The following is an 18,061-nucleotide window of genomic DNA, read 5'->3' as shown; positions in this document are numbered from 1 at the left end:
GTCGATTGAGACGCGGTTCGATCCCGGTGGGATTGGTGGTGTCGGCCGATTAAGGGCTCTCGAGGTCACGCACCCAGATGTTGCGGAACTCGACGGGGTTTTTGCCGCCCTGCAAATAAAACGGCAGGCGGTCGGCGTGGGGTTCGTAGGCCTTGGGCTTGCGGTGGCTGGTCGGGCCGGTCAGTACGGTGTCGACGTGGATGAAGATGCCGTTGTGCAGCACGGTGATCTTCGCGGGTTCGATGACCTGGTCGCCGTCGAAGACCGGGGCGGTGAAATAGATATCGAACGTCTGCCACTCGCCCGGCGGGCGGGAGGCGTTGACCAGCGGGGGCCACTGGCCGTACATCGCGCCCGCGGCGCCGTCGGCGTAGATCCTCGAGCTGTACGAATCGTAGATCTGCAGCTCGTACAGCCCCATGATGTAGATGCCGCTGTTGCCCATCGCGCCGACTTTTTCGGTCAGCGGCGGGTTGGGCGTGCGCCACTCGAGGTGCATCTGCATGTCGCCGTAGGCTTTCTTGCTCTGCAGGCCGCCCCAGTGCGCGATGACGTAGCCGTCTTTCAGGAACCACTTGTTCTCGTTGAACGCGTCGAGGTGGGTGCCGTCGAACAGGATTTCCGCGTCGGATGGCGGGGCCATGATCGCCTGCTCGTCGTAGCTGCCGGGGATCACACGCGGCGCGTGCGGCCGGTCGTTGTCGTGGACCTTCCACTGCATCCCGGGCACCAGCGGGTTGTCCGGGTGGCCGGGGTGTTTGTATTGGTAGAAGCCTTCTTCCGCGGCCGCCGACGCGGTGCAGAAGAGGAGTCCGAGGGCGATGATCCATGGTTTCATGATGCAGATTCCCAGTCGCGGGCCGGCGGGAGGGAGCGTTTGGCGTTGGCTTCGTCGTCGCCGAGAAAGGCCTCGCTTTGCGGGTCCCAGTTTAACGTGCGGCCGAGCTCGATCGAGATGACGCCCATGTGCAGCGTCGTCGACATGTGGTGCAGGTCGATCGGCGGGTAGGTCGTGCGCTTGCCCGTTTGGATGCCGTCCAGGAAGTCGCGTTGCTCGCGTGGCGGGCGTGTCCAGTGCTTGTTTTGCTCGGGCGTGTATTTCTTGCGCAGGATGTCGCGCTCGCTGGCTTCGATCTTTCCGCCCCAGCCGACGCGTTTGATCCAGCCTTTGCTGCCGTGGAATTCGAGCACGCAGGCTTGCGGGTCCCAGCCCTTGGTCGAGCCGTTGAACACGTGCATCTCCACGCCGTTGCCGTAGCGGTAGTTCAGGTCGTAGCTCACCGGCACGTCGGTCAGCATGCCCTCGGGGATCTCGCCGGTGCCCGTCACCTCGACCGGACAGACATCCGGATCGTTCACACCGAGCTGGGCGGTGTCGACCAGGTGCGTGCCCATATCGATGATCGCGCCCTTGGCGTAGAGCGAGTGCTGACGCCATCCCCCGGGGTTGATGCGGGCGGGGAAGAATTCGCGGTACGCCGCCGGGCCCTGCCACAGGTTCCAGTCAAGGTCTTCGGGCACGGGCTTGGGGTCCTGCATCTTGTAGTACATCCCGCCGGGCATGCTGACTTCGACGCGTTGGAGTTCGCCGATCGCGCCGTTCTTTACCCACTCGACCATCTTGTGGAAGTGGACCGCCGAGCGGTCTTCGATGCCCGCCTGGAAGACGCGGTCGCTCTTGGTGAACGCGTCGGTGAGGATGCGCCCCTCGTGGATGCTATGGGTGGGCTTTTCGCAGAACACGTGCTTGCCCGCCCGCATCGCCATCAGCGACATGGTGACGTGCCAGTGGTCGGGCGTGGAGATCACCACCGCGTCGATCGCCGGGTCGGCCAGCACCTCGCGGAAGTCCTGCACCGCCTGGCAGTCGGTGTTGCCGTAGCGCTCGTTGACGATCTGTTGTGCTTGGCGGGCCTTGCCCATGTGGGCATCACAGACCATGACCACCCGGCAGTCCTTCTCGGGGAGGAAGCCGTTGAGGTTGACGTTGACGCCCTGCCCGCCGACGCCGATGAAGCCCAGCGTGATCTGCTTCGACGGGGCGGTGTCGCCCAGCACCCGCGAAGGAATCAGCGTCGGGAACGCCAGCGCCCCGGCACCGGCCGCTTTTACGAAAGACCGTCGGCTCAGGAGGGTTTGAGTGGTCGGTGTGTTCATGCGAGAGTCCTGATGGTTCAGACATGGGATCAGAGTCGATGGCCGCCCCCAATTGCGGCGTCCCGTTAGCCGCGGGGCTTGTCCCCGCGCGTCCGCATGGCACGAATTCTCATATCATGACAAATCGCGATATGGTCCAAATCGCGCATTCTGCGGATTCCAGATTATCCTGTGGGTTAGTTCATCCTCGCCATGCCGCCAGAAAGCCAAAACATTGCAAATGGTGATATCCCACGGGTCCAGGTGCTCCCTCCCGGTGAGCTGGGTTCCTCGCGGTTGTTTCTGAACACCGGCGGGCCACGCGGCGGGCCCAACCTCGGCCACCAGCACGCCGAGTGGGAGTTCAACCTCATCGAACGCGGCTGGGTCGAGTACCTCATCCATGGCCAGCGCTACCGCCTGCCCACCGACTCACTCACGTGGCTGCTCCCCCAGCAGCCGCACGTGCTCATCGACCAGTCCCGCGACATGCGGATGTGGGTCGCGGTGTTCAGCGAACCGCTCGTCCGGCAGATGAGCCAGGACGCCGGGCTATCCCACTGGCAACGGCTGCTCGATCGTGATGAACCCGTCGAGCTGCGGGGCCGAATCCTCGCCGAGCCCGAAGCCGAGATGCTCGGCGGGTTGTGTCGTCGGGTTGCCGGTCTGGAAGGCACCACCCACCAACGCGGAAGGGCGGGCATCGCCTGGCTGCTGAGCGAAGCGTGGCAGATGTTTGAACACGCCGCCGACATCCCCGCCGGGACGCACCTCCACCCGGCCGTGGAAAAAGCCGCGCGGCTACTACACGAACGCGCACACCGACGTGACGCCGACAACCTCGATGCGATTGCTGAGGAGTGCCACGTCAGCCGCGCCCACCTGTCGCGATTATTTGCCCGGCAGATCGGCATGACCCTCACCGACTTCCGCACCCGCCAACGCGTCCGCCTCTTCCGCGAACTCGTCGGCCGCGGCGGCCGCCTGACCCTTGAACAAGCCGCCACCGCCGCCGGCTTCGGCAGCTACGCCCAGTGCTACCGCAGCGTCCACCGCGAACTCGGCTGCCGCCCCAACCAACTCGCCCCCCATTAGCCCCGGGCTCTGCCCGGGGGCGGGCGGGGTTTTACCACCAACAAATAAACCACTTTGGGCCTATGCCCCCAAACACGATCACGTCTTCGATCACATTATTGGCCACGCCTTTGAGTCCGATCCCGGGCAGAGCCCGGGGCTAAGGGCGGGGAACTGCACGACAACCCGCGTGTCGTTCGATGTACGCCATCCGCGTCCGCACCTGCGCGTCGGTGAAGCAGTACCGCTTGTCATACCCCTTCGCCCATACCCTCCCCCGGCCCGGTGACACCTCGTCCACCGCTTGACGCATCCGGTTCTTCAGTCGTCCCACCACCGTCTTCACCGCATCCGTTTCATGCGACACCAACACGTGGACGTGCCACGACTCGACCGAAACAGCGAGCAGTTCATAGTTGAATTCCACGACCCCGCGACAAAGCCCATCAAACACCGCGTCTTGTTCCGTCGTCGTCAACACCACCGCCTCCGCAGTCATCAACGCCCGCGCCGCTTCCACCTTCCGCGGATCGCCCGGCAACACTTTTCCGTCTTCCACGTACCCCCGCACATCCCCGGGCAGCCAAACCCCGTAGGTCGTCGTCGTGATCATCGTCGCCAACAGGTTCACCCGGAATTCCGCCATTTTCATTGCCCCCTTAGCCCCCGGCTCTGCCGGGGGGCAAGCGCCCAAAAACCAATCCCCGCAACCAACACTCAAGCAGTCAAAGCCTTTGAATCCCAGACCCCGGGCAAAGCCCGGGGCTAAAGGGGGGGATTGATCAAAACCGTACAAAAACCTATAATATATAAATATGCATACAACAGCAAGGGGTTCCTTTTGTGGGTGATTCAACTATGGGCGAATTCAATCCCACCGAGCCTCAATCGCCCGACATCTGGTCCGCCAACTGGTCTACCCCCAGACCAGACCACCAAAACCAGACCAGTTCCAGACCACGACCGGGCCAGTGGACACGATTCTCGTGGTGCAGTTCCGGTCGCGATTCCGGGTGCCATTCCAGGACCGGGCGTGGATGCCGGGGGGCGAGTAGGATGGGGCGTTCCCATGATCATCGACACCGCCAACATCTACGTGAAGTCCGGCAAGGGCGGGGACGGGTGCGCCTCGTTCCTCCGCATGAAGTACATCCCCAAGGGCGGGCCCAACGGCGGCGACGGCGGCGACGGCGGGTCGGTCATTCTCGTGGCGGACCCGGAGGTGGAGACGCTGCTGGACTTCGCGGGTCGGCACCACTGGCGGGCCGAGGCCGGCGAGATGGGGCGGGGCAAGCAGCAGCACGGCAAGAAGGGCGAGGACCTCACCATCCGCCTGCCCCCCGGGACGCTGGTGTACAACGAAGAAAACGGCGAGCTGATCGTCGACCTCGATTACGAGGGCAAGACCTTCACCGTTGCCAAAGGCGGCAAGGGCGGGCGGGGCAACGAGTATTTCAAAACCGCGACGAACCAGTCCCCCACCGAGGCCGAGCCGGGCGAGCCGGCCGAGGAGTTTGATCTTCGCCTCGAACTCAAGCTGATCGCCGACATCGGCCTGCTGGGCAAACCCAACGCGGGCAAGAGCACGTTGCTGAGTGTGGTGAGCGCTGCCGAGCCGAAGGTTGCGGATTACCCGTTCACGACGCTGGTGCCCCAACTCGGGATCGCCGAGCTGAGCAGCGGTTTCGGCAAGAACAACTCGGGGGGTACGCCCGAGGGGTACAACCGCCGGCTGGTCATCGCCGACATCCCCGGGTTGATCGAAAAAGCGAGCGAGGGCGCGGGGCTGGGTACGCGGTTCCTGCGTCACGTCGAGCGGACGAAGCTGCTCATCCACGTGCTCGAGCCCGAGCCGGAGGACGGCAGCGACCCGATCGAGAACTACCACGTGATCCGCAAAGAGCTCGCGTCGCACTCCCCGGCCCTGGCCGACAAGCAGGAGATCATCGCGCTAAGTAAGATGGACCTCATGGGCGGGCCCGAAGACCACGAGGTCGCGCGGCAGATGATCGCCGACGAACTCGGCAAGCCGGTGTTCACGTTCAGCTCGGCGACCCGTGTGGGCCTGACCGAGTTGCTCGAAGAAGCGTGGGCCCTGCTCCACGCCGCCCCCGAGACCGCCCCCGGTTGGAAAAGCCAACCACCCGCCAGCGAATAACCCGTCAAGGATAAATCCACGAGCGCGTCTCACGCCCGCCACGATTTCCTACTCCCTACTCCCTACTCCCTACTCCCTATTCCCTGCTTTGTATGTCTGAAGTCAACCTCCTCGCTGTCAGCGTCGGCAACACCCGCACCCGCATCGGCGGATTCGTCGACGGCAAGCTCGCCGAGACCGCCACGTTCGTGAACGACCGCAACGGCAAGATCACCGACGCGATCGATCGTGCCTACGCCCCGCTGCGTGGCAAGGACGACGCGGTCGTGCTGCTGTCGTCGGTGAACCCCACGATCGCCGAGCCGATCCAGAAGACGCTGGCCGCCCACCTCGGGCGCGAGGTCCACCTGGCCGAGCGCGACTTCAACATCCCCATCGGCCGACAGCTCGACCCCGAGGCCATGGTCGGCGAAGACCGTCTGCTCAACGCCGCCGCGGCTTACGACGTGCTGAAACAAACCTGCGTCGTTGTCGATGCCGGCACCGCGATCACGGTCGACTTCGTCGACGGCGCGGGCACGTTCCACGGCGGCGCGATCGCCCCCGGCGCCCAGCTCATGCTCGACAGCCTGAATCAGCGCACCGCGCAGCTGCCCGACGTCGAATTCGACCGCCCGGAAAACGTCATCGGGCACAACACGATCGAGGCGATGAAGGTCGGCGTGTTCCACGGCCTGCGCGGCATGGTCCGCGAGCTCGTCGAGCAGTTCGCCGAGCACGCCGGGCAATTCCCCCTCGTCGTCGCCACCGGCGGCGATGCGCCGCTGCTCTTCCAGGACTACGACCTGATCGACCGCATCGCCCCCGACCTCACGCTCATGGGCCTGGCAGCGACGCTACGCATCGCGCGGGAGCAAGCGGATGAGGCGCAGTGAAGACGATTGTGATCGGGGAAGCGAGGCGGGCGACCATCCGTCCAGCCCTCGCCCCGTCGTGCCGCCCGTCAAACTGATCTGGCTCGCCGTCGTCTCGGCTCAGGTTTTCATGCTCCTGTTCCTGGGCGTGTCGGGGCAACGTTTTGAAACCGAGGAACCGGCACAGCAACTCGCGGGGTTGTTGTTTATGGTGGGTTGGGTGGCGCTGGTGCTGGTGGTGCCGATCGCGTACTTCATCCGGAATCAGATTTACAAGGCCCACTGGCGGCAGGACGCGGTGTCGGACGAGGGATACGTTCAGGCGAACCTGATCTTCTTCGCGTTGCTTGAGTTGCCCGCCATCTTGGGCTTTGTGTCGGCGTTCATAGAGGGGCGGCTGTTGCCCGGGGCGTTGCCGATGGCGGTGGTGCTGGGCCTGCTGCTGCTCAACTACCCGCACGGCCGGCCGAAGCTCGACGCCTCGCCGCGACTGGGCGTCCCCGAGAAACGAAACGAACGATGACGCTGCACTACTCCATCACCACCGCCAACCAACCCGGCGCGGTCGCGATCGTGCAGGTCAGCGGCGAAGCGGGCGAGCTGGTCGGACTGCTCGAAACCCTGTCGGCGGGTGACAACGACAAAAGCCGTGACGCCACGCGTCGCGGAGAAGAGCAAGACACACGACGCGTGGCGTCGCGGCTACTCGATCGGTGGGAGGTTGGCCGTTTACGGCTGTGTCACTTCGCAGACATCGACGAGGGCTTGGCGGGACGCATCTCGGAGACCACGGCCCAACTCATGCCCCACGGCGGCTTGCGTGTGGTGCAAAAACTCGAAGCCTGGCTCAAGGCCCACGCCGTCCAGCCCGCCACGGACATCGATACGCAAACGCTCTACCCCGAAGCGGCATCGCCGATCGAAGCGGACATGCTCCACGCCATCGCCACCGCTGCCAGCCCCGCCGCGATCGACCTGATCGCCCAGCAACCCGCGCGTTGGCGCACCTGGCTGTCTTCCGATCCGAAATCCGAAATCCCCAATCCGAAGTCCCTCCAACACCTCCTCACCCCGCCCACCGTCGTCGTCGTCGGTCGGCCCAACGTCGGCAAGTCGACGTTGCTCAACCGTCTCGTGGGCCGTTCCGCCAGCGTTGTTGCCGACCTTCCGGGCACGACGCGTGACTGGGTCGGCGGCCTGGTCGAGCTGGTGCCCGAAGGCGGCGACCCGACGCGCGGCGCCGTGGCGGTGCGTTGGTTGGACACGCCGGGGCTGCGTGACAGCGACGACACGGTCGAGCAGCGCGCGATTCAACAGGCCCGCAGTGTCGTGGCGTCGGCGGATGTGTTGGTGTTGATGCGTGACCCGGAGAACGATTGGCCCGAGGTGGCCGAATTGCCGAGAGAGCCGGATGTGTGGGTGGTGAACAAGGCCGATGCGGTGGGCGAGGCGTGGGACGGCCGGGCGGATGCGATACTCGTCAGCGCACAGAACGGCGAAGGTATCACGGCGCTCACCCACGCGGTGTTGGAAACGCTTGGCGTGATGGAGATCGAGCGCGACCCGCCATGGGCCTTTTCGCCTTGGTTGGTCGAGTGGAATAAGCGCGGGGGTGATGCCGGAGAATTGATGGCGTACCTGGGGCAGTGAAAAGCAAAACCCGCAGGAGCGGTGCACCTGCGGGCTTTCGTGGTTTGGGTTGTGGTCGAGTGCGTCGCGGTTGTTGGGTTGTCGCTTAGATCACTCTTCGTTGCCCGCGATGTTGTCGCGCATCTCGGTGTCGGCCTGGATGTTCTTCATGCGGTAGAAGTCCATGATGCCCATGTTGCCGGCGCGGAAGGCGTCGGCCATGGCTTTGGGCACTTCGGCCTCGGCGAGGACGACCATGGCGCGGTTCTTCTCGATGTCGGCCTTGTTTTCCTGCTCGAGTGCCACCGCCATTGCGCGGCGTTTCTCGGCCTCGGCCTGGAAGCGGCGTTTGTCGGACTCGGCCTGGTCGGCTTGCAGCTTCGCGCCGATGTTCTCGCCCACGTCGATGTCGGCGATGTCCACCGACAGGATCGTGAACGCGGTGCCCGAGTCCAGGCCTTTGGAGAGCACGACCTTGGAGATCGAGTCGGGGTTTTCGAGGACGGCCTTGTGCGTCTCGGCCGAGCCGATGGTGGTGACGATGCCTTCGCCGACGCGGGCGACGATGGTTTCTTCGGTCGCACCACCGATGAGGCGGGCGAGGTTGGCCCGCACGGTGATGCGGGCGCGGGCTTTGAGTTGGATGCCGTCTTGGGCGACGGCGTCGATCGTGCTGCGGCCCTGCTCGGGGCTGGGGCAGTCGATGACCTTGGGGTTCACCGAGGTCTGCACCGCGTCGAGGATGTCACGGCCGGCGAGGTCGATGGCGCACGCGGTGTTCCAGTCCAGGTCGATCTTCGCGCGGTCGGCGGCGATCAGCGCGTTGACCACACGCGGCACATCACCGCGGGCGAGGTAGTGGGTTTCCATCTGGTTCGACCCGATGTCCAGCCCGGCCTTCACGGCCTGGATGCGGCTGAGCACGATGGTGCGCGGGTTGACCTTCCGCAGCCACATCCCCACGAGTTCGTGCAGCCCGACCTTGGCGTTCGACACCCAGGCCTGCACCCACAGGTTCAGGAAGCGCGAGAGGAAGATGATGACCCCGACGCCGAAGATGACGGCGATGATCAGCACCACGATTACGATCTGGTCGCTAATCGCCAGCGTGGGAGTGAGCGAGAACGGAGAAGCAGGCATGACGCGGTCCTTGTGGAAGATGGCAGAGCCCCGGCGGGGCGTCGGTTCGGGGTAACACGTTCTAGTGTACGCCCGCCGGGTGCCCCCGGGCAACGCGATGCTAACCCCAATTCACAATTAAATCCCTATACTTGGTCGTTGCTTGCAAGCAAATCTACACCTTGAGAAATGAGGCATCATGCGCGCAATCGTCACCGGCCAAGTCGGCATGGATAAACAGGACTACCTCCAGGGCATCGTCGATCTGGCGGGCTCGCGGGGCGAAGCCGTCGAGCTCTACAACGTCGGCGACATGATGTACGCCGAGGCGCCCGACGTGAAGCCCGGCCGGATCCTCGACCTGCAGCTGGGCCGACTCAACGCGCTGCGTCGCTCGGCCTTCAAAGACATCATCCGCGAGTCGGAAGGCAAAGAGAACATCATCGTCAACACCCACGCCACCTTCCGTTGGCGGCACGGGCTGTTTTCCGCGTTCGATTTTGACCAGGTCCAGGCGCTCAAGCCGGACGTGCTGATCTGCCTGCTGGACAACATCGAGATCGTCCACGCCCGCCTGCACCGCGACCACGCGGTGGACGCGACGCTCAAGGACCTGATGGTCTGGCGTGAAGAAGAGATCATGGCCACCGAGATCATGGCCCAGGCGCTGGGGATTCAGGACCGGTTCTACGTGCTCAGCCGCGGCCGTCACGCAGACACGACCGAGACCGGCTACCGGCTGATCTGCAAGCCCGAGATGAAGACGGTGTACCCCAGCTTCCCGATGACCCACGTCGAGAAGCTGCCGGACGTGCTCAAGGTCATCGACAAGTTCCGTGCGGACCTGGCGGACAAGTTCATCGCGTTCGACCCGGCCGACGTGGACGAGAAAATCCTGCTGGACCGCGCGATCGAAGCGGCGCGGGAGGGCCTGGACTTTGTCGAGGTCGAGCCGGGCAGCTTCATGGGCGGGCAGGAAAAACTGAAGGTGCCGGTGAAGCAGGTGCTGGACATCGCGGGGGATGTCGATGGGCAGATCTACTCGCGTGACTTCAAGATGGTGCGTCAGAGCGACATGATCGTGTCGCTGGTGCCGAACCTGCCCGACGGCTCGCCGGGGTTGTCGAGCGGCGTGGAGCGCGAGCTGCACCACGCGTTTGAGCACGGCAAAGAGGTGTACGTGGTTTGGCACCCCCAGAAGAACCCCAGCCCGTTCATCACCGAGACCAGCACCAAGTGGTTCCGCACGGTCGACGAGGCGATGCAGTACTTCGAAGACCAGGGCATGTTTGCTCAGACGAATCTGTTCGGGCATTGAGCAGATGGCGTCGTAGGTCAGGTCTTCGACCTGACGCGATTTATATCAAGCCGGTGTCAGGTCGAAGACCTGACCTACATATCTCCGCGAGGACTAGATCATGATGCGTTTGGACTGGTTAGCGGGTTTGAGTTTGTTGTTGATGGTGGTGGGCGGCGGCTGTGCCGTGGCCGCGCCGAACTCGGAGGATCGATCGACCATGCACGTTTACTTTGGCACCTACACCCAGGACCGCGAGGAGGGCATCTTCCGCGGCGAGCTGAACCTTGACACCGGCGAGCTTACGGTCGCCAAGGGCTTCGGCGGCGTGGACAACCCGAGCTTCCTGGCGGTGCACCCCAACGGCAAGTTCCTGTACGCCGTGGCCGAGGCGGGCAAGAACGACGGCGCGACCTCGTTTGCGATCGACGAAGCGACCGGCGACCTGACGATGATCAACACCCAGACCGTCGCGGGACGCGGGGCGTGCCACATCATCCTCGACCCCGACGCGACCACGGCGATCGTGGCGTTCTACGGCAGCGGCAACATCGCCTCCTTCCCCGTGAACGACGACGGCTCGCTGGGCGAAGTCGCTTCGCTGATGCAGCACGAAGGCTCGAGCGCCAACAAGGGCCGCCAGGAAGGCCCGCACGCCCACTCGGTGAACGTGGACACGACCGGCAAGTGGGCGATCGCGGCGGACCTGGGCACGGACCAACTGCTCGTCTACGAAATCGACCCCGCAACCAGCCAGCTCAAGGCGAACGACCCGCCGTTCATGTCGTTGCACCCCGGCGCGGGCCCGCGGCACTTCGCGTTCCACCCGAATGACCAGTGGGCGTACGTGATCAACGAACTCGACGCGACGCTGACTGTGATGGACTGGGACGCCGTGGCGGGCACGCTGACGGCCAAGCAGACGATCGACACGCTGCCCGCAGACTACCCCGAGGGCGAGCGCAGGTCGACGGCCGAGATCGTCGTCCACCCCAGCGGCAAGTTTGTCTACGGCTCGAACCGGGGGCACGACAGCATCGCGATCTTTGCGGTCAACGGCAGCGACGGCACGCTGACGCTGGTCGGCCACCAGCCGTCGGGCGGCGAGGAGCCGCGCAACTTCAACGTTGATCCGACCGGGCGCTGGCTGCTGGCGTGCAACCAGAACACCGATGATGTGCAGGTGTTTTCGATCGATGCGGAGTCGGGCAAGCTTTCGCCGGTAGGCGAGCCGGTGTCGGTGCCGCGGCCGGTGTGCGTGAAGTTTTTGCCCGGGTCGTAAGGGTGTGAAAGTAAATCTTGATTAAACGCAAGAAGCCCACGGATGCGAGTCCGTGGGCTTCTTGCGTGGGAGGAGTTGGTCCCGCGGAGATCAGTATGTATTCACCGCGGCGGTGACGGCGGGGCTGTCGATGTAGACGTCGATGGCGGTGGCGACGTAGCCGGGGGCTTCGGCGCGGAGTTCGTTGACGCCGGTGGTGTGGCCGCGGACGGTGAACACGGCGACGCGTTGGCCGGGCATGATGGTGAGGGTGATCGCTTCGCCCGGCTCGCTGTCGTTCAGGGCGATGCAGTTGATCATGTCATCGGCCGAGATGTCGCCGACGACCTGGGCGTCGGTGGCGACGGGGCGGATGGTGAGGGTGGTTTCGCGGTGGGGGGCTTGGGGCAGCTTGACCATGACGCTGGTCCGGCCGTCCTGGGGCACGTTGATGCGGCTGTTAGCGCCCATGCCGACGTTGCCTTGGAGGCTGAGCGACGGCGGGAAGAAGGTGAGGGTCTGCTCAAAAGATTTGCCCATAGGCCGTCCTTTGGCGTTGAGTGCGGGTTCGGCGGTGACGGTGAGCTGGTGGGGCGTGCGGCCGGTGGTGGGCTCGTAGACGAACTCGTCGGAGAGCGTTACCTCGTCGTCGTTGAAGACGAAGGCTTGGGTGATGTCGCTGCCGTTGATCGACGCGGCGAACGTGGCGGGGTCGGCACGCTTGTCGTCGAGGTTGACCGCGACGGGGTGCGGGATGCCGAGCTTCTGGCGGTGTTCGGGGCCTTCGACGGTGGCGACGGTGGACGAACAACCCGCGGCGAAGGTGGTGGCGCACGCGACGCCGAGCAAGATCGAGGAGGAGGGTTTCATCGGACTAAGGTTCCCTGAGCGGTCATGGAGAATCACACGGCACGCGGCCGAACGGGGGAACCCTAAGATTCACAGCAAGTCGTGCAACCGATAAAAACCCGCGCCACGGGGCCGGGCGTTAAGGGTTATCGGATATGCGGGTTGGGTAGCCGCTTGCGGCTGAGCGGGGTTCGAAGATGGCTAAGACGCAAGCGGCTTTAGGCGTCGGCGATCTGCTGCAGCAGGGCGGCGTGGGTCTTGCAGCCCAGGAGGAAGCGGTCGAGGCCCAGGTGCTCATCGGGGGAGTGGATGTTGTCGGCGTTGAGGCCGAAGCCGATGAGCAGGGTGTCGATGCCGAGCTGGTTCTTGAAGTCGGCGATGACGGGGATGGTCGCGCCCTCGCGCACCAAGGCGGGGGGCTGGCCGGCCGTCTGCTCGATGGCTTTGCTGGCGGCGATGACCCAGGGCGAATCGGTCGGGGTGGCGACGGGGTCGGCCTCGCCGTGGTTGGTGATCTCCCAGCGGCAGCCGCCGGTGTCGTGCTGGTGGAGCCAGTCGGTGAATTGCTGAGCGACCTTCTTCGGGTCCATGTTCGCGGGGATGCGGAAACTGACCTTGGCCCCGGCGAAGGTGGGGATGACGGTCTTGGCGCCCTCGCCCATGTAGCCGCCGTAGAGGCCGTTGACGTCGCAGGACGGGCGGACCCATCGGCGTTCGAGGGTGGAGAAGTCTTTCTCGCCGAAGGGTTGGCTGCCGACGTCGCCGGTGAACTCGTGTTCGTTGAAGCCGAGTTGCTGCCAGGCGTCGCGCTCTTCGTTCGTGAGTGGGAGCACGTCGTCGTAGAAGCCGGGGATGGTGACCTGGTTGTCGTCGTTGATGAGCTTGCCCAGCACGCGGACGAGCTGGGTGGCGGGGTTGGCGAGGGTGCCGCCGTAGACGCCCGAGTGGAGGTCGCGGGACGGGCCGTGGAGCTTGATGTCGAAGTAGACCAGTCCGCGGAGGGCGTAGGTGATGGCGGGGGTGTAGCCGGTGGGCGAGTCGGGCGAGTCCCACATGCTGGTGTCGCTGACGACGCAGACGGTTTGGTCGTCGGCGTCGAGCATCGCGGCGTGTTGCTTGAGGAACGCGGGCAGGCTGACGCTGCCGCATTCTTCTTCGCCTTCGATCAGTAGCGTGACGTGGCAGGGCAGCTTGGTGTCGGTATCGTGATACGCACGCAGCGCTTCGAGGAAGCACATGACCTGGCCCTTGTCGTCGGAGGCGCCGCGGGCGAAGAGCTTGCCATCGCGCACCGTGGGCTCGAACGGCGGGCTGGTCCACAGGTCCACGGGGTCGGGCGGCTGAACGTCGTAGTGGCCGTAGAAGAGCACGCGGTTCTTCGCATCATCCGCGACCATCTTCGGCATCGTCTTGGCGATGATCACCGGGTGGCCCTGCTTGCCGTCGGCCCCCTTGGGCTGCATGACATCGACGTTCATGCCCATCTCTTCGCAGAACGTGGCGATCCAGCGGGCGGCGTCGTGGACGTGGGATTCGAACGCCGGGTCGGTGCTCACGCTGGGGATCTTCAGCAGTTGCGAGAGGCGCTGCACGGCGTGGTTGTGGTCGGAATCAAGATGATCGAGCAGGGGGTTGGGCGTGGTCATGCGATTAGTTTACGAGCAAAAAACAACCCCGGGCGGTTTGCTCGGGGCTGCTTTTGAAAGAGTGTTCGGTGTGGAGCGGTTTAGTGCTTATGACCATCCTCGCCGTGGGAATGATCGGCGTGGCCGTGGTCGTCATGTTGGGCGTGGTCATCCTTGCCGAAGTATTGCCCCTCGAACTTCTCGAGCGACGCACGCAGCGGCGCGACGGCCGCGGTGTCGGTGGTCTGCTTGCATTTCATGGCGTAGACGATGACCTCGTGCAGCGAGACCAGCTTGGCGAGGTAGGCCTCGTGTTCGGACTCGTCCTTTGGCAGCTTGACGCGTTGGGCCAGGAAATACTCCTGGGCTTCATCCATGATCTTCTGGGCGTGGTCTTCCTTGGTGTTGACCCAGCGGACGAACTTCTGCTGCTCTTCCGCGTCGTGGCTGCCCGCCAAGCCCGCGATCTGCACCATCGCTTTTTCGATCGTATCGATGTGCTGGTTCAGCTCAGCGAACTTGACCTGGTCATCGAAGATGCCGCATGGCACCTGGCAGTGCGCATCCGCTGGCTGGGGCGACAGCAGCAGGCTTCCCGCCAGGGCGGTGATGGAACAGGCCAGAACGACGCGGAGGGGAGAGATGATTTTCATACCCGCATCCTATGCAGCCGCACACCGGACGCGCAGCACAAAACCGCGACGATCACGAAAAATTATCACGCGATAGCGTCTGCGTATCGCCGGGTGGCCGGGGCAGAGCGGAGCGATGCCCCGGAACGACAAAAGAGAAGCAAGGGGTGAATCGCATCCTTCCGGGGCATCGCTCCGCTCTGCCCCGGCCACCCGAACCGAACCCCTGGGCCGCGGTTCAAATCGACAGACGATCCGCCTCAGCCCAGGTCGATCTGCACGGTGTCGCCTTCGACGCGGATGGGGTAGACGGTGGCGGGCAGGCCGAACTCGGGGTCGTCGAGGTCGCTGCCGTTGCGGATGTTGTAGGTGTAGCCGTGGTAGGGGCAGGTGATGGTGAGCCCGCGTCGCTCGCCGTCGCCCAGGGGCAGGCCGGCGTGGGGGCAGATGTTGGCCATGCAGTGCAACTCGCCGTTGATGTTGAAGACGACGACTTCCTGTTTCTTGCCGTCGTCGATCGTCGCGTGGGTGCAGACCTGGGCGTCGGGCGGGAAGTCTTGGGCGGTGCCGAGGTCGGTCCAGTTGGGCATGGCGGGTCGTCCGATCTATAAATCACATATGCAAAACAGCGGACACGATCTTAGCCGGTACGCCGCGATGGTCCAGAGCCTGGCCCGCCACGCGATCGACATCGCGGTGGACGCGACGCCGCACAAGCCGCGGGAGGGTCAACGCGTCTTCAGTCTCATCGAGATGCTCCCCGCTGCCCGCCAGCGCCTGGGCGAGTCGGGGCTGACGATCACCGCGCCGCCGGTCGAAGCGGATGTCGACTTCACCGATGGACGGGGGCACTCCCGCCCGATCTACCGGTGCCTGGCCTTCCACCTCGCTGCGTCCGCGGGCGCCCCGGCCACCCCGCAGTGGTCCACCGATGAGGAAGATGTATCGCTGACCCTCTGGCGGGAAGTCGTCTCGCCGTCGACCGACACCTTCTCAAAGATCGAGGCCATCGCCAATACCTGCGACTCTTCGCTGCACGAACAAGCCCTCGACGACGGCATCGACTTCTGGACCTATCGCGAAATGGTCGGTGTGCACGCCCTGCACCTGCTCGCCCAGCGCTATCAGCGAGAAGACTGGCAACAACGCGTCGTCGAGATCACCAACTACCACCAGCACCACACCCAGCCCGACTACACGACCTATCAGCCGTGGGGCCTGGCGGCGTTCCTCTCCAACCCCGACACGATCATGTTCGGCGAGCAGCAGCTGCACGATGTGCAGACGCACCTGCAGATCGAGGGCGGGGCGGGGGCCGTGCTTCCGGCGTTGCTGTTGGCCGATGCGTATGCGTCGTTGAAGTCGTAGCCAACCCCTCCCCCATCGGGGGAGGTGGCCGGCGAAGCCGGTCGGAGGGGGAACGTGAGTCCGTATGTGCTCCCAACGTGTTATACGTCCAGTGCCCTCACCCCAACCCTCTCCCGGAGGGAGAGGGAGTAAGGCATGGGAAGAAATCTGCGTGTTCGCCAGTTCACAATCATGCGGCGCGTTACGATGCAGGCACGCCCGTTGGATTCCGGATCGACACGGATCGTCGTGGGTCCTCTGGCCTGGTGAAAGGTGAATTCCGTGAGTGAATCATTCAGCCTCGAATCGTTGGGACTCGAAGTCCAAACCGTCCGCCGCAACCTGTCCCCCGCCGCGCTCTACGAAGAAGCGCTGCGCTACGAAGAGGGCACCTCGATCGCCGCGTCGGGGGCGCTCATCGCCTACTCCGGCGAGAAGACCGGCCGATCGCCCAAAGACAAACGAATCGTTAGACAACCCGAATCAGAAAACGATGTCTGGTGGGGCCCGATCAACGTCCCCATCGAAGAACTCACCTTCGCCATCATCCGCAGCCGGGCGATCGACTACCTCAACACCCGCCCCCGGCTATACGTCGTCGACGCCTTCGCCGGGTGGGACCCCGAACACCGCCAAAAAGTCCGCATCATCTGCGAACGTCCGTACCACGCGCTGTTCATGTGGACCATGTTGATCCGCCCGACCCCCGAGGAGTCCGCCAACTTCGGCGAGCCCGACTGGACCATCATCAACGCGGGCCAGTTCCCCGCCAACCCGCTCACCGCAGGCATGACCAGCCGCACCAGCATCGACCTGAACATCGGCGACCAGGAGTTCGTCATCCTCGGCAGCGAGTACGCTGGGGAGATGAAAAAAGGCATCTTCACCGTCATGAACTACCTCATGCCGAAGAAGGGCCACCTTTCCATGCACTGCTCGGCGACCTGCGACGCCAACGGCGAGAACAGCTCGGTGCTCTTCGGCCTCTCGGGCACCGGCAAGACCACGCTCTCGGCCGACCCCAACCGCCAACTCGTCGGCGACGACGAACACGTCTGGACCGACACCGGCATCTTCAACATCGAGGGCGGCTGCTACGCCAAAGCGCTCGACCTCTCGGAAGAAAAAGAACCCGCGATCTTCCACGCGCTGCGTTTCGGCGCGCTTCTCGAAAACGTGCGCTTCGATCCGGACGACCACCACGTCGACTTCGCCGACCACAGCATCACGCAGAACACCCGCGGGGCGTATCCCGTCGAAGCGATCGACAACGCCCGCATCCCCGGCGTCGCGGGCCACCCCACCGACATCATCTTCCTGACGTGCGACGCATTCGGCGTCCTGCCGCCGGTAAGCAAGCTCACGCCCGAGCAGGCCATGTACCACTTCATCTCGGGCTACACCGCCAAGGTCGCGGGCACCGAGGTGGGGGTGACCGAACCCGAGGCGACGTTCAGCCCCTGCTTCGGCGGGCCGTTCCTCGTGTGGCACCCCGCGAAGTACGCCGAACTCCTCGCCGAGAAGATGCAGAAGCACAACACCAACGTCTGGCTGGTCAACACCGGCTGGTCGGGCGGCGGCTACGGTGAAGGCTCCCGCATCAAGCTCGCCTACACCCGCGCGATCGTCGATGCGATCCACGCGGGCTCTCTTGCGGACGCCCCGACCCAGGCCGATCCCGTCTTCGGCATCGACATGCTCACGCAGGTCCCCGGGGTGCCCGACGAGTTGCTGGTCCCCCGCAACACCTGGGCCGACGGCAACGCCTACGACCACACCGCATCGAAACTCGCGGGCCTGTTCATCGAGAACTTCAAGACCTACGAAGACGGCGTCACCGATGCCGTCCGCGCGGCCGGGCCGAAGGCGTAAGGCGACAGCCGGGCTAATTTTTTCACGGTTGGATGGGAGGGCGAGGCTCATGCCAAGCCGCGAAGTTTTAGCCACACCCGGCTCGGAGGTAGCCTCGCCCTCCCATCCAGTTCCGATGTCGCCACAAGCCCCGGAAGCGTATGCATTGAACGCTGCCTTGGTTACGCGTTCCGGGGCATCGCGGACTCTGCCCCGGCCACCCAACGCG

At 64.5% G+C, this 18,061-nt stretch carries 17 protein-coding genes; 9 read left to right on the top strand and 8 right to left on the bottom strand.

From position 1 onward, the window contains the following. Positions 1-49: 49 nt before the first annotated feature. Positions 50-838: a 3-keto-disaccharide hydrolase gene (locus HNQ40_RS03680; protein ID WP_184676490.1), complete on the bottom strand. Its 789-nt coding sequence runs from the start codon at positions 836-838 to the stop codon at positions 50-52. Continuing rightward, positions 835-2,157 carry a Gfo/Idh/MocA family protein gene (locus HNQ40_RS03675; protein WP_184676488.1) on the bottom strand — a complete coding sequence of 441 codons (1,323 nt, stop codon included), beginning with the start codon at positions 2,155-2,157 and terminating at the stop codon, positions 835-837. The genes HNQ40_RS03680 and HNQ40_RS03675 overlap by 4 nt, the downstream gene beginning before the upstream one ends. A gap of 243 nt (positions 2,158-2,400) precedes the next feature. On the opposite strand from HNQ40_RS03675, the gene HNQ40_RS03670 reads away from it, so the two are divergent. Further along, complete coding sequence (locus tag HNQ40_RS03670; protein ID WP_184676487.1) at positions 2,401-3,231, top strand: helix-turn-helix domain-containing protein; 831 nt, start codon at positions 2,401-2,403, stop codon at positions 3,229-3,231. 139 nt (positions 3,232-3,370) lie between these two features. Here the strand turns inward: HNQ40_RS03670 and HNQ40_RS03665 are convergent, their stop codons facing one another. Further along, a complete protein-coding gene (locus HNQ40_RS03665; protein WP_184676485.1) occupies positions 3,371-3,856 on the bottom strand; it encodes a transposase in 486 nt (161 codons plus the stop codon). Between the two features lie 423 nt (positions 3,857-4,279). Between HNQ40_RS03665 and obgE the strand changes: the two genes are divergently transcribed. From obgE to HNQ40_RS03645, 4 genes are all read left to right on the top strand, one after another. Beyond that, positions 4,280-5,368 (top strand): GTPase ObgE, encoded by a 1,089-nt coding sequence (gene obgE / locus HNQ40_RS03660; protein WP_184676483.1) that lies wholly within the window; start codon positions 4,280-4,282, stop codon positions 5,366-5,368. Positions 5,369-5,460: 92 nt separating this feature from the next. Next, a complete protein-coding gene (locus HNQ40_RS03655) occupies positions 5,461-6,243 on the top strand; it encodes a type III pantothenate kinase (protein ID WP_184676481.1) in 783 nt (260 codons plus the stop codon). A 58-nt stretch (positions 6,244-6,301) separates the two neighbouring features. Continuing rightward, positions 6,302-6,745 carry a hypothetical protein gene (locus HNQ40_RS03650; RefSeq protein ID WP_221435360.1) on the top strand — a complete coding sequence of 148 codons (444 nt, stop codon included), beginning with the start codon at positions 6,302-6,304 and terminating at the stop codon, positions 6,743-6,745. After that, positions 6,742-7,872: a GTPase gene (locus HNQ40_RS03645; RefSeq protein WP_184676477.1), complete on the top strand. Its 1,131-nt coding sequence runs from the start codon at positions 6,742-6,744 to the stop codon at positions 7,870-7,872. Before HNQ40_RS03650 ends, HNQ40_RS03645 begins: the two co-directional genes overlap by 4 nt. A 90-nt stretch (positions 7,873-7,962) precedes the next feature. Here the strand turns inward: HNQ40_RS03645 and floA are convergent, their stop codons facing one another. After that, on the bottom strand, positions 7,963-8,991 hold the full coding sequence (gene floA / locus HNQ40_RS03640) for a flotillin-like protein FloA (protein WP_184676475.1): 1,029 nt from the start codon (positions 8,989-8,991) through the stop codon (positions 7,963-7,965). Between the two features lie 178 nt (positions 8,992-9,169). On the opposite strand from floA, the gene HNQ40_RS03635 reads away from it, so the two are divergent. Both HNQ40_RS03635 and HNQ40_RS03630 read left to right on the top strand, forming a co-directional pair. Next, complete coding sequence (locus HNQ40_RS03635) at positions 9,170-10,288, top strand: ATP-binding protein (RefSeq protein ID WP_184676473.1); 1,119 nt, start codon at positions 9,170-9,172, stop codon at positions 10,286-10,288. Positions 10,289-10,487: 199 nt separating this feature from the next. Then, positions 10,488-11,549, top strand: coding sequence for a lactonase family protein (locus tag HNQ40_RS03630; protein WP_184676471.1), 1,062 nt, complete (start codon positions 10,488-10,490; stop codon positions 11,547-11,549). Between the two features lie 90 nt (positions 11,550-11,639). Here HNQ40_RS03630 and HNQ40_RS03625 read toward each other — a convergent pair whose 3' ends face one another. From HNQ40_RS03625 to HNQ40_RS03610, 4 genes are all read right to left on the bottom strand, one after another. Continuing rightward, the gene (locus tag HNQ40_RS03625) at positions 11,640-12,398 is read right to left on the bottom strand and encodes a hypothetical protein (RefSeq protein ID WP_184676470.1); all 759 of its coding nucleotides are present in this window, start codon (positions 12,396-12,398) and stop codon (positions 11,640-11,642) included. Between the two features lie 197 nt (positions 12,399-12,595). Continuing rightward, entirely contained in the window at positions 12,596-14,023 is a 1,428-nt protein-coding gene (locus tag HNQ40_RS03620) for a M20/M25/M40 family metallo-hydrolase (RefSeq protein ID WP_184676468.1), read from the bottom strand. Between the two features lie 80 nt (positions 14,024-14,103). After that, complete coding sequence (locus tag HNQ40_RS03615) at positions 14,104-14,655, bottom strand: superoxide dismutase [Ni] (RefSeq protein ID WP_184676466.1); 552 nt, start codon at positions 14,653-14,655, stop codon at positions 14,104-14,106. Positions 14,656-14,894: 239 nt separating this feature from the next. Then, positions 14,895-15,224 carry a Rieske (2Fe-2S) protein gene (locus tag HNQ40_RS03610; protein WP_184676465.1) on the bottom strand — a complete coding sequence of 110 codons (330 nt, stop codon included), beginning with the start codon at positions 15,222-15,224 and terminating at the stop codon, positions 14,895-14,897. A gap of 28 nt (positions 15,225-15,252) precedes the next feature. On the opposite strand from HNQ40_RS03610, the gene HNQ40_RS03605 reads away from it, so the two are divergent. After that, positions 15,253-16,002 (top strand): hypothetical protein, encoded by a 750-nt coding sequence (locus HNQ40_RS03605; protein WP_184676463.1) that lies wholly within the window; start codon positions 15,253-15,255, stop codon positions 16,000-16,002. A 261-nt stretch (positions 16,003-16,263) separates the two neighbouring features. Beyond that, entirely contained in the window at positions 16,264-17,853 is a 1,590-nt protein-coding gene (gene pckA, locus HNQ40_RS03600) for a phosphoenolpyruvate carboxykinase (ATP) (protein WP_315852761.1), read from the top strand. The last annotated feature ends 208 nt before the right edge of the window (positions 17,854-18,061 follow it).

Source organism: Algisphaera agarilytica (assembly GCF_014207595.1).
Classification (GTDB): domain Bacteria; phylum Planctomycetota; class Phycisphaerae; order Phycisphaerales; family Phycisphaeraceae; genus Algisphaera; species Algisphaera agarilytica.
This window is presented reverse-complemented; position numbering and strand designations above follow the sequence as displayed.

Excerpts from the sequence above, each read along its gene's own strand:
- HNQ40_RS03680 (WP_184676490.1), bottom strand. The coding sequence starts at position 838 with ATGAAACCATGGATCATCGCCCTCGGACTCCTCTTCTGCACCGCGTCG.
- HNQ40_RS03675 (WP_184676488.1), bottom strand. The coding sequence starts at position 2,157 with ATGAACACACCGACCACTCAAACCCTCCTGAGCCGACGGTCTTTCGTA.
- HNQ40_RS03665 (WP_184676485.1), bottom strand. The coding sequence starts at position 3,856 with ATGGCGGAATTCCGGGTGAACCTGTTGGCGACGATGATCACGACGACG.
- obgE (WP_184676483.1), top strand. The coding sequence starts at position 4,280 with ATGATCATCGACACCGCCAACATCTACGTGAAGTCCGGCAAGGGCGGG.
- HNQ40_RS03655 (WP_184676481.1), top strand. The coding sequence starts at position 5,461 with ATGTCTGAAGTCAACCTCCTCGCTGTCAGCGTCGGCAACACCCGCACC.
- HNQ40_RS03645 (WP_184676477.1), top strand. The coding sequence starts at position 6,742 with ATGACGCTGCACTACTCCATCACCACCGCCAACCAACCCGGCGCGGTC.
- floA (WP_184676475.1), bottom strand. The coding sequence starts at position 8,991 with ATGCCTGCTTCTCCGTTCTCGCTCACTCCCACGCTGGCGATTAGCGAC.
- HNQ40_RS03635 (WP_184676473.1), top strand. The coding sequence starts at position 9,170 with ATGCGCGCAATCGTCACCGGCCAAGTCGGCATGGATAAACAGGACTAC.
- HNQ40_RS03630 (WP_184676471.1), top strand. The coding sequence starts at position 10,488 with ATGCACGTTTACTTTGGCACCTACACCCAGGACCGCGAGGAGGGCATC.
- HNQ40_RS03625 (WP_184676470.1), bottom strand. The coding sequence starts at position 12,398 with ATGAAACCCTCCTCCTCGATCTTGCTCGGCGTCGCGTGCGCCACCACC.
- HNQ40_RS03620 (WP_184676468.1), bottom strand. The coding sequence starts at position 14,023 with ATGACCACGCCCAACCCCCTGCTCGATCATCTTGATTCCGACCACAAC.
- HNQ40_RS03615 (WP_184676466.1), bottom strand. The coding sequence starts at position 14,655 with ATGAAAATCATCTCTCCCCTCCGCGTCGTTCTGGCCTGTTCCATCACC.
- HNQ40_RS03610 (WP_184676465.1), bottom strand. The coding sequence starts at position 15,224 with ATGCCCAACTGGACCGACCTCGGCACCGCCCAAGACTTCCCGCCCGAC.
- HNQ40_RS03605 (WP_184676463.1), top strand. The coding sequence starts at position 15,253 with ATGCAAAACAGCGGACACGATCTTAGCCGGTACGCCGCGATGGTCCAG.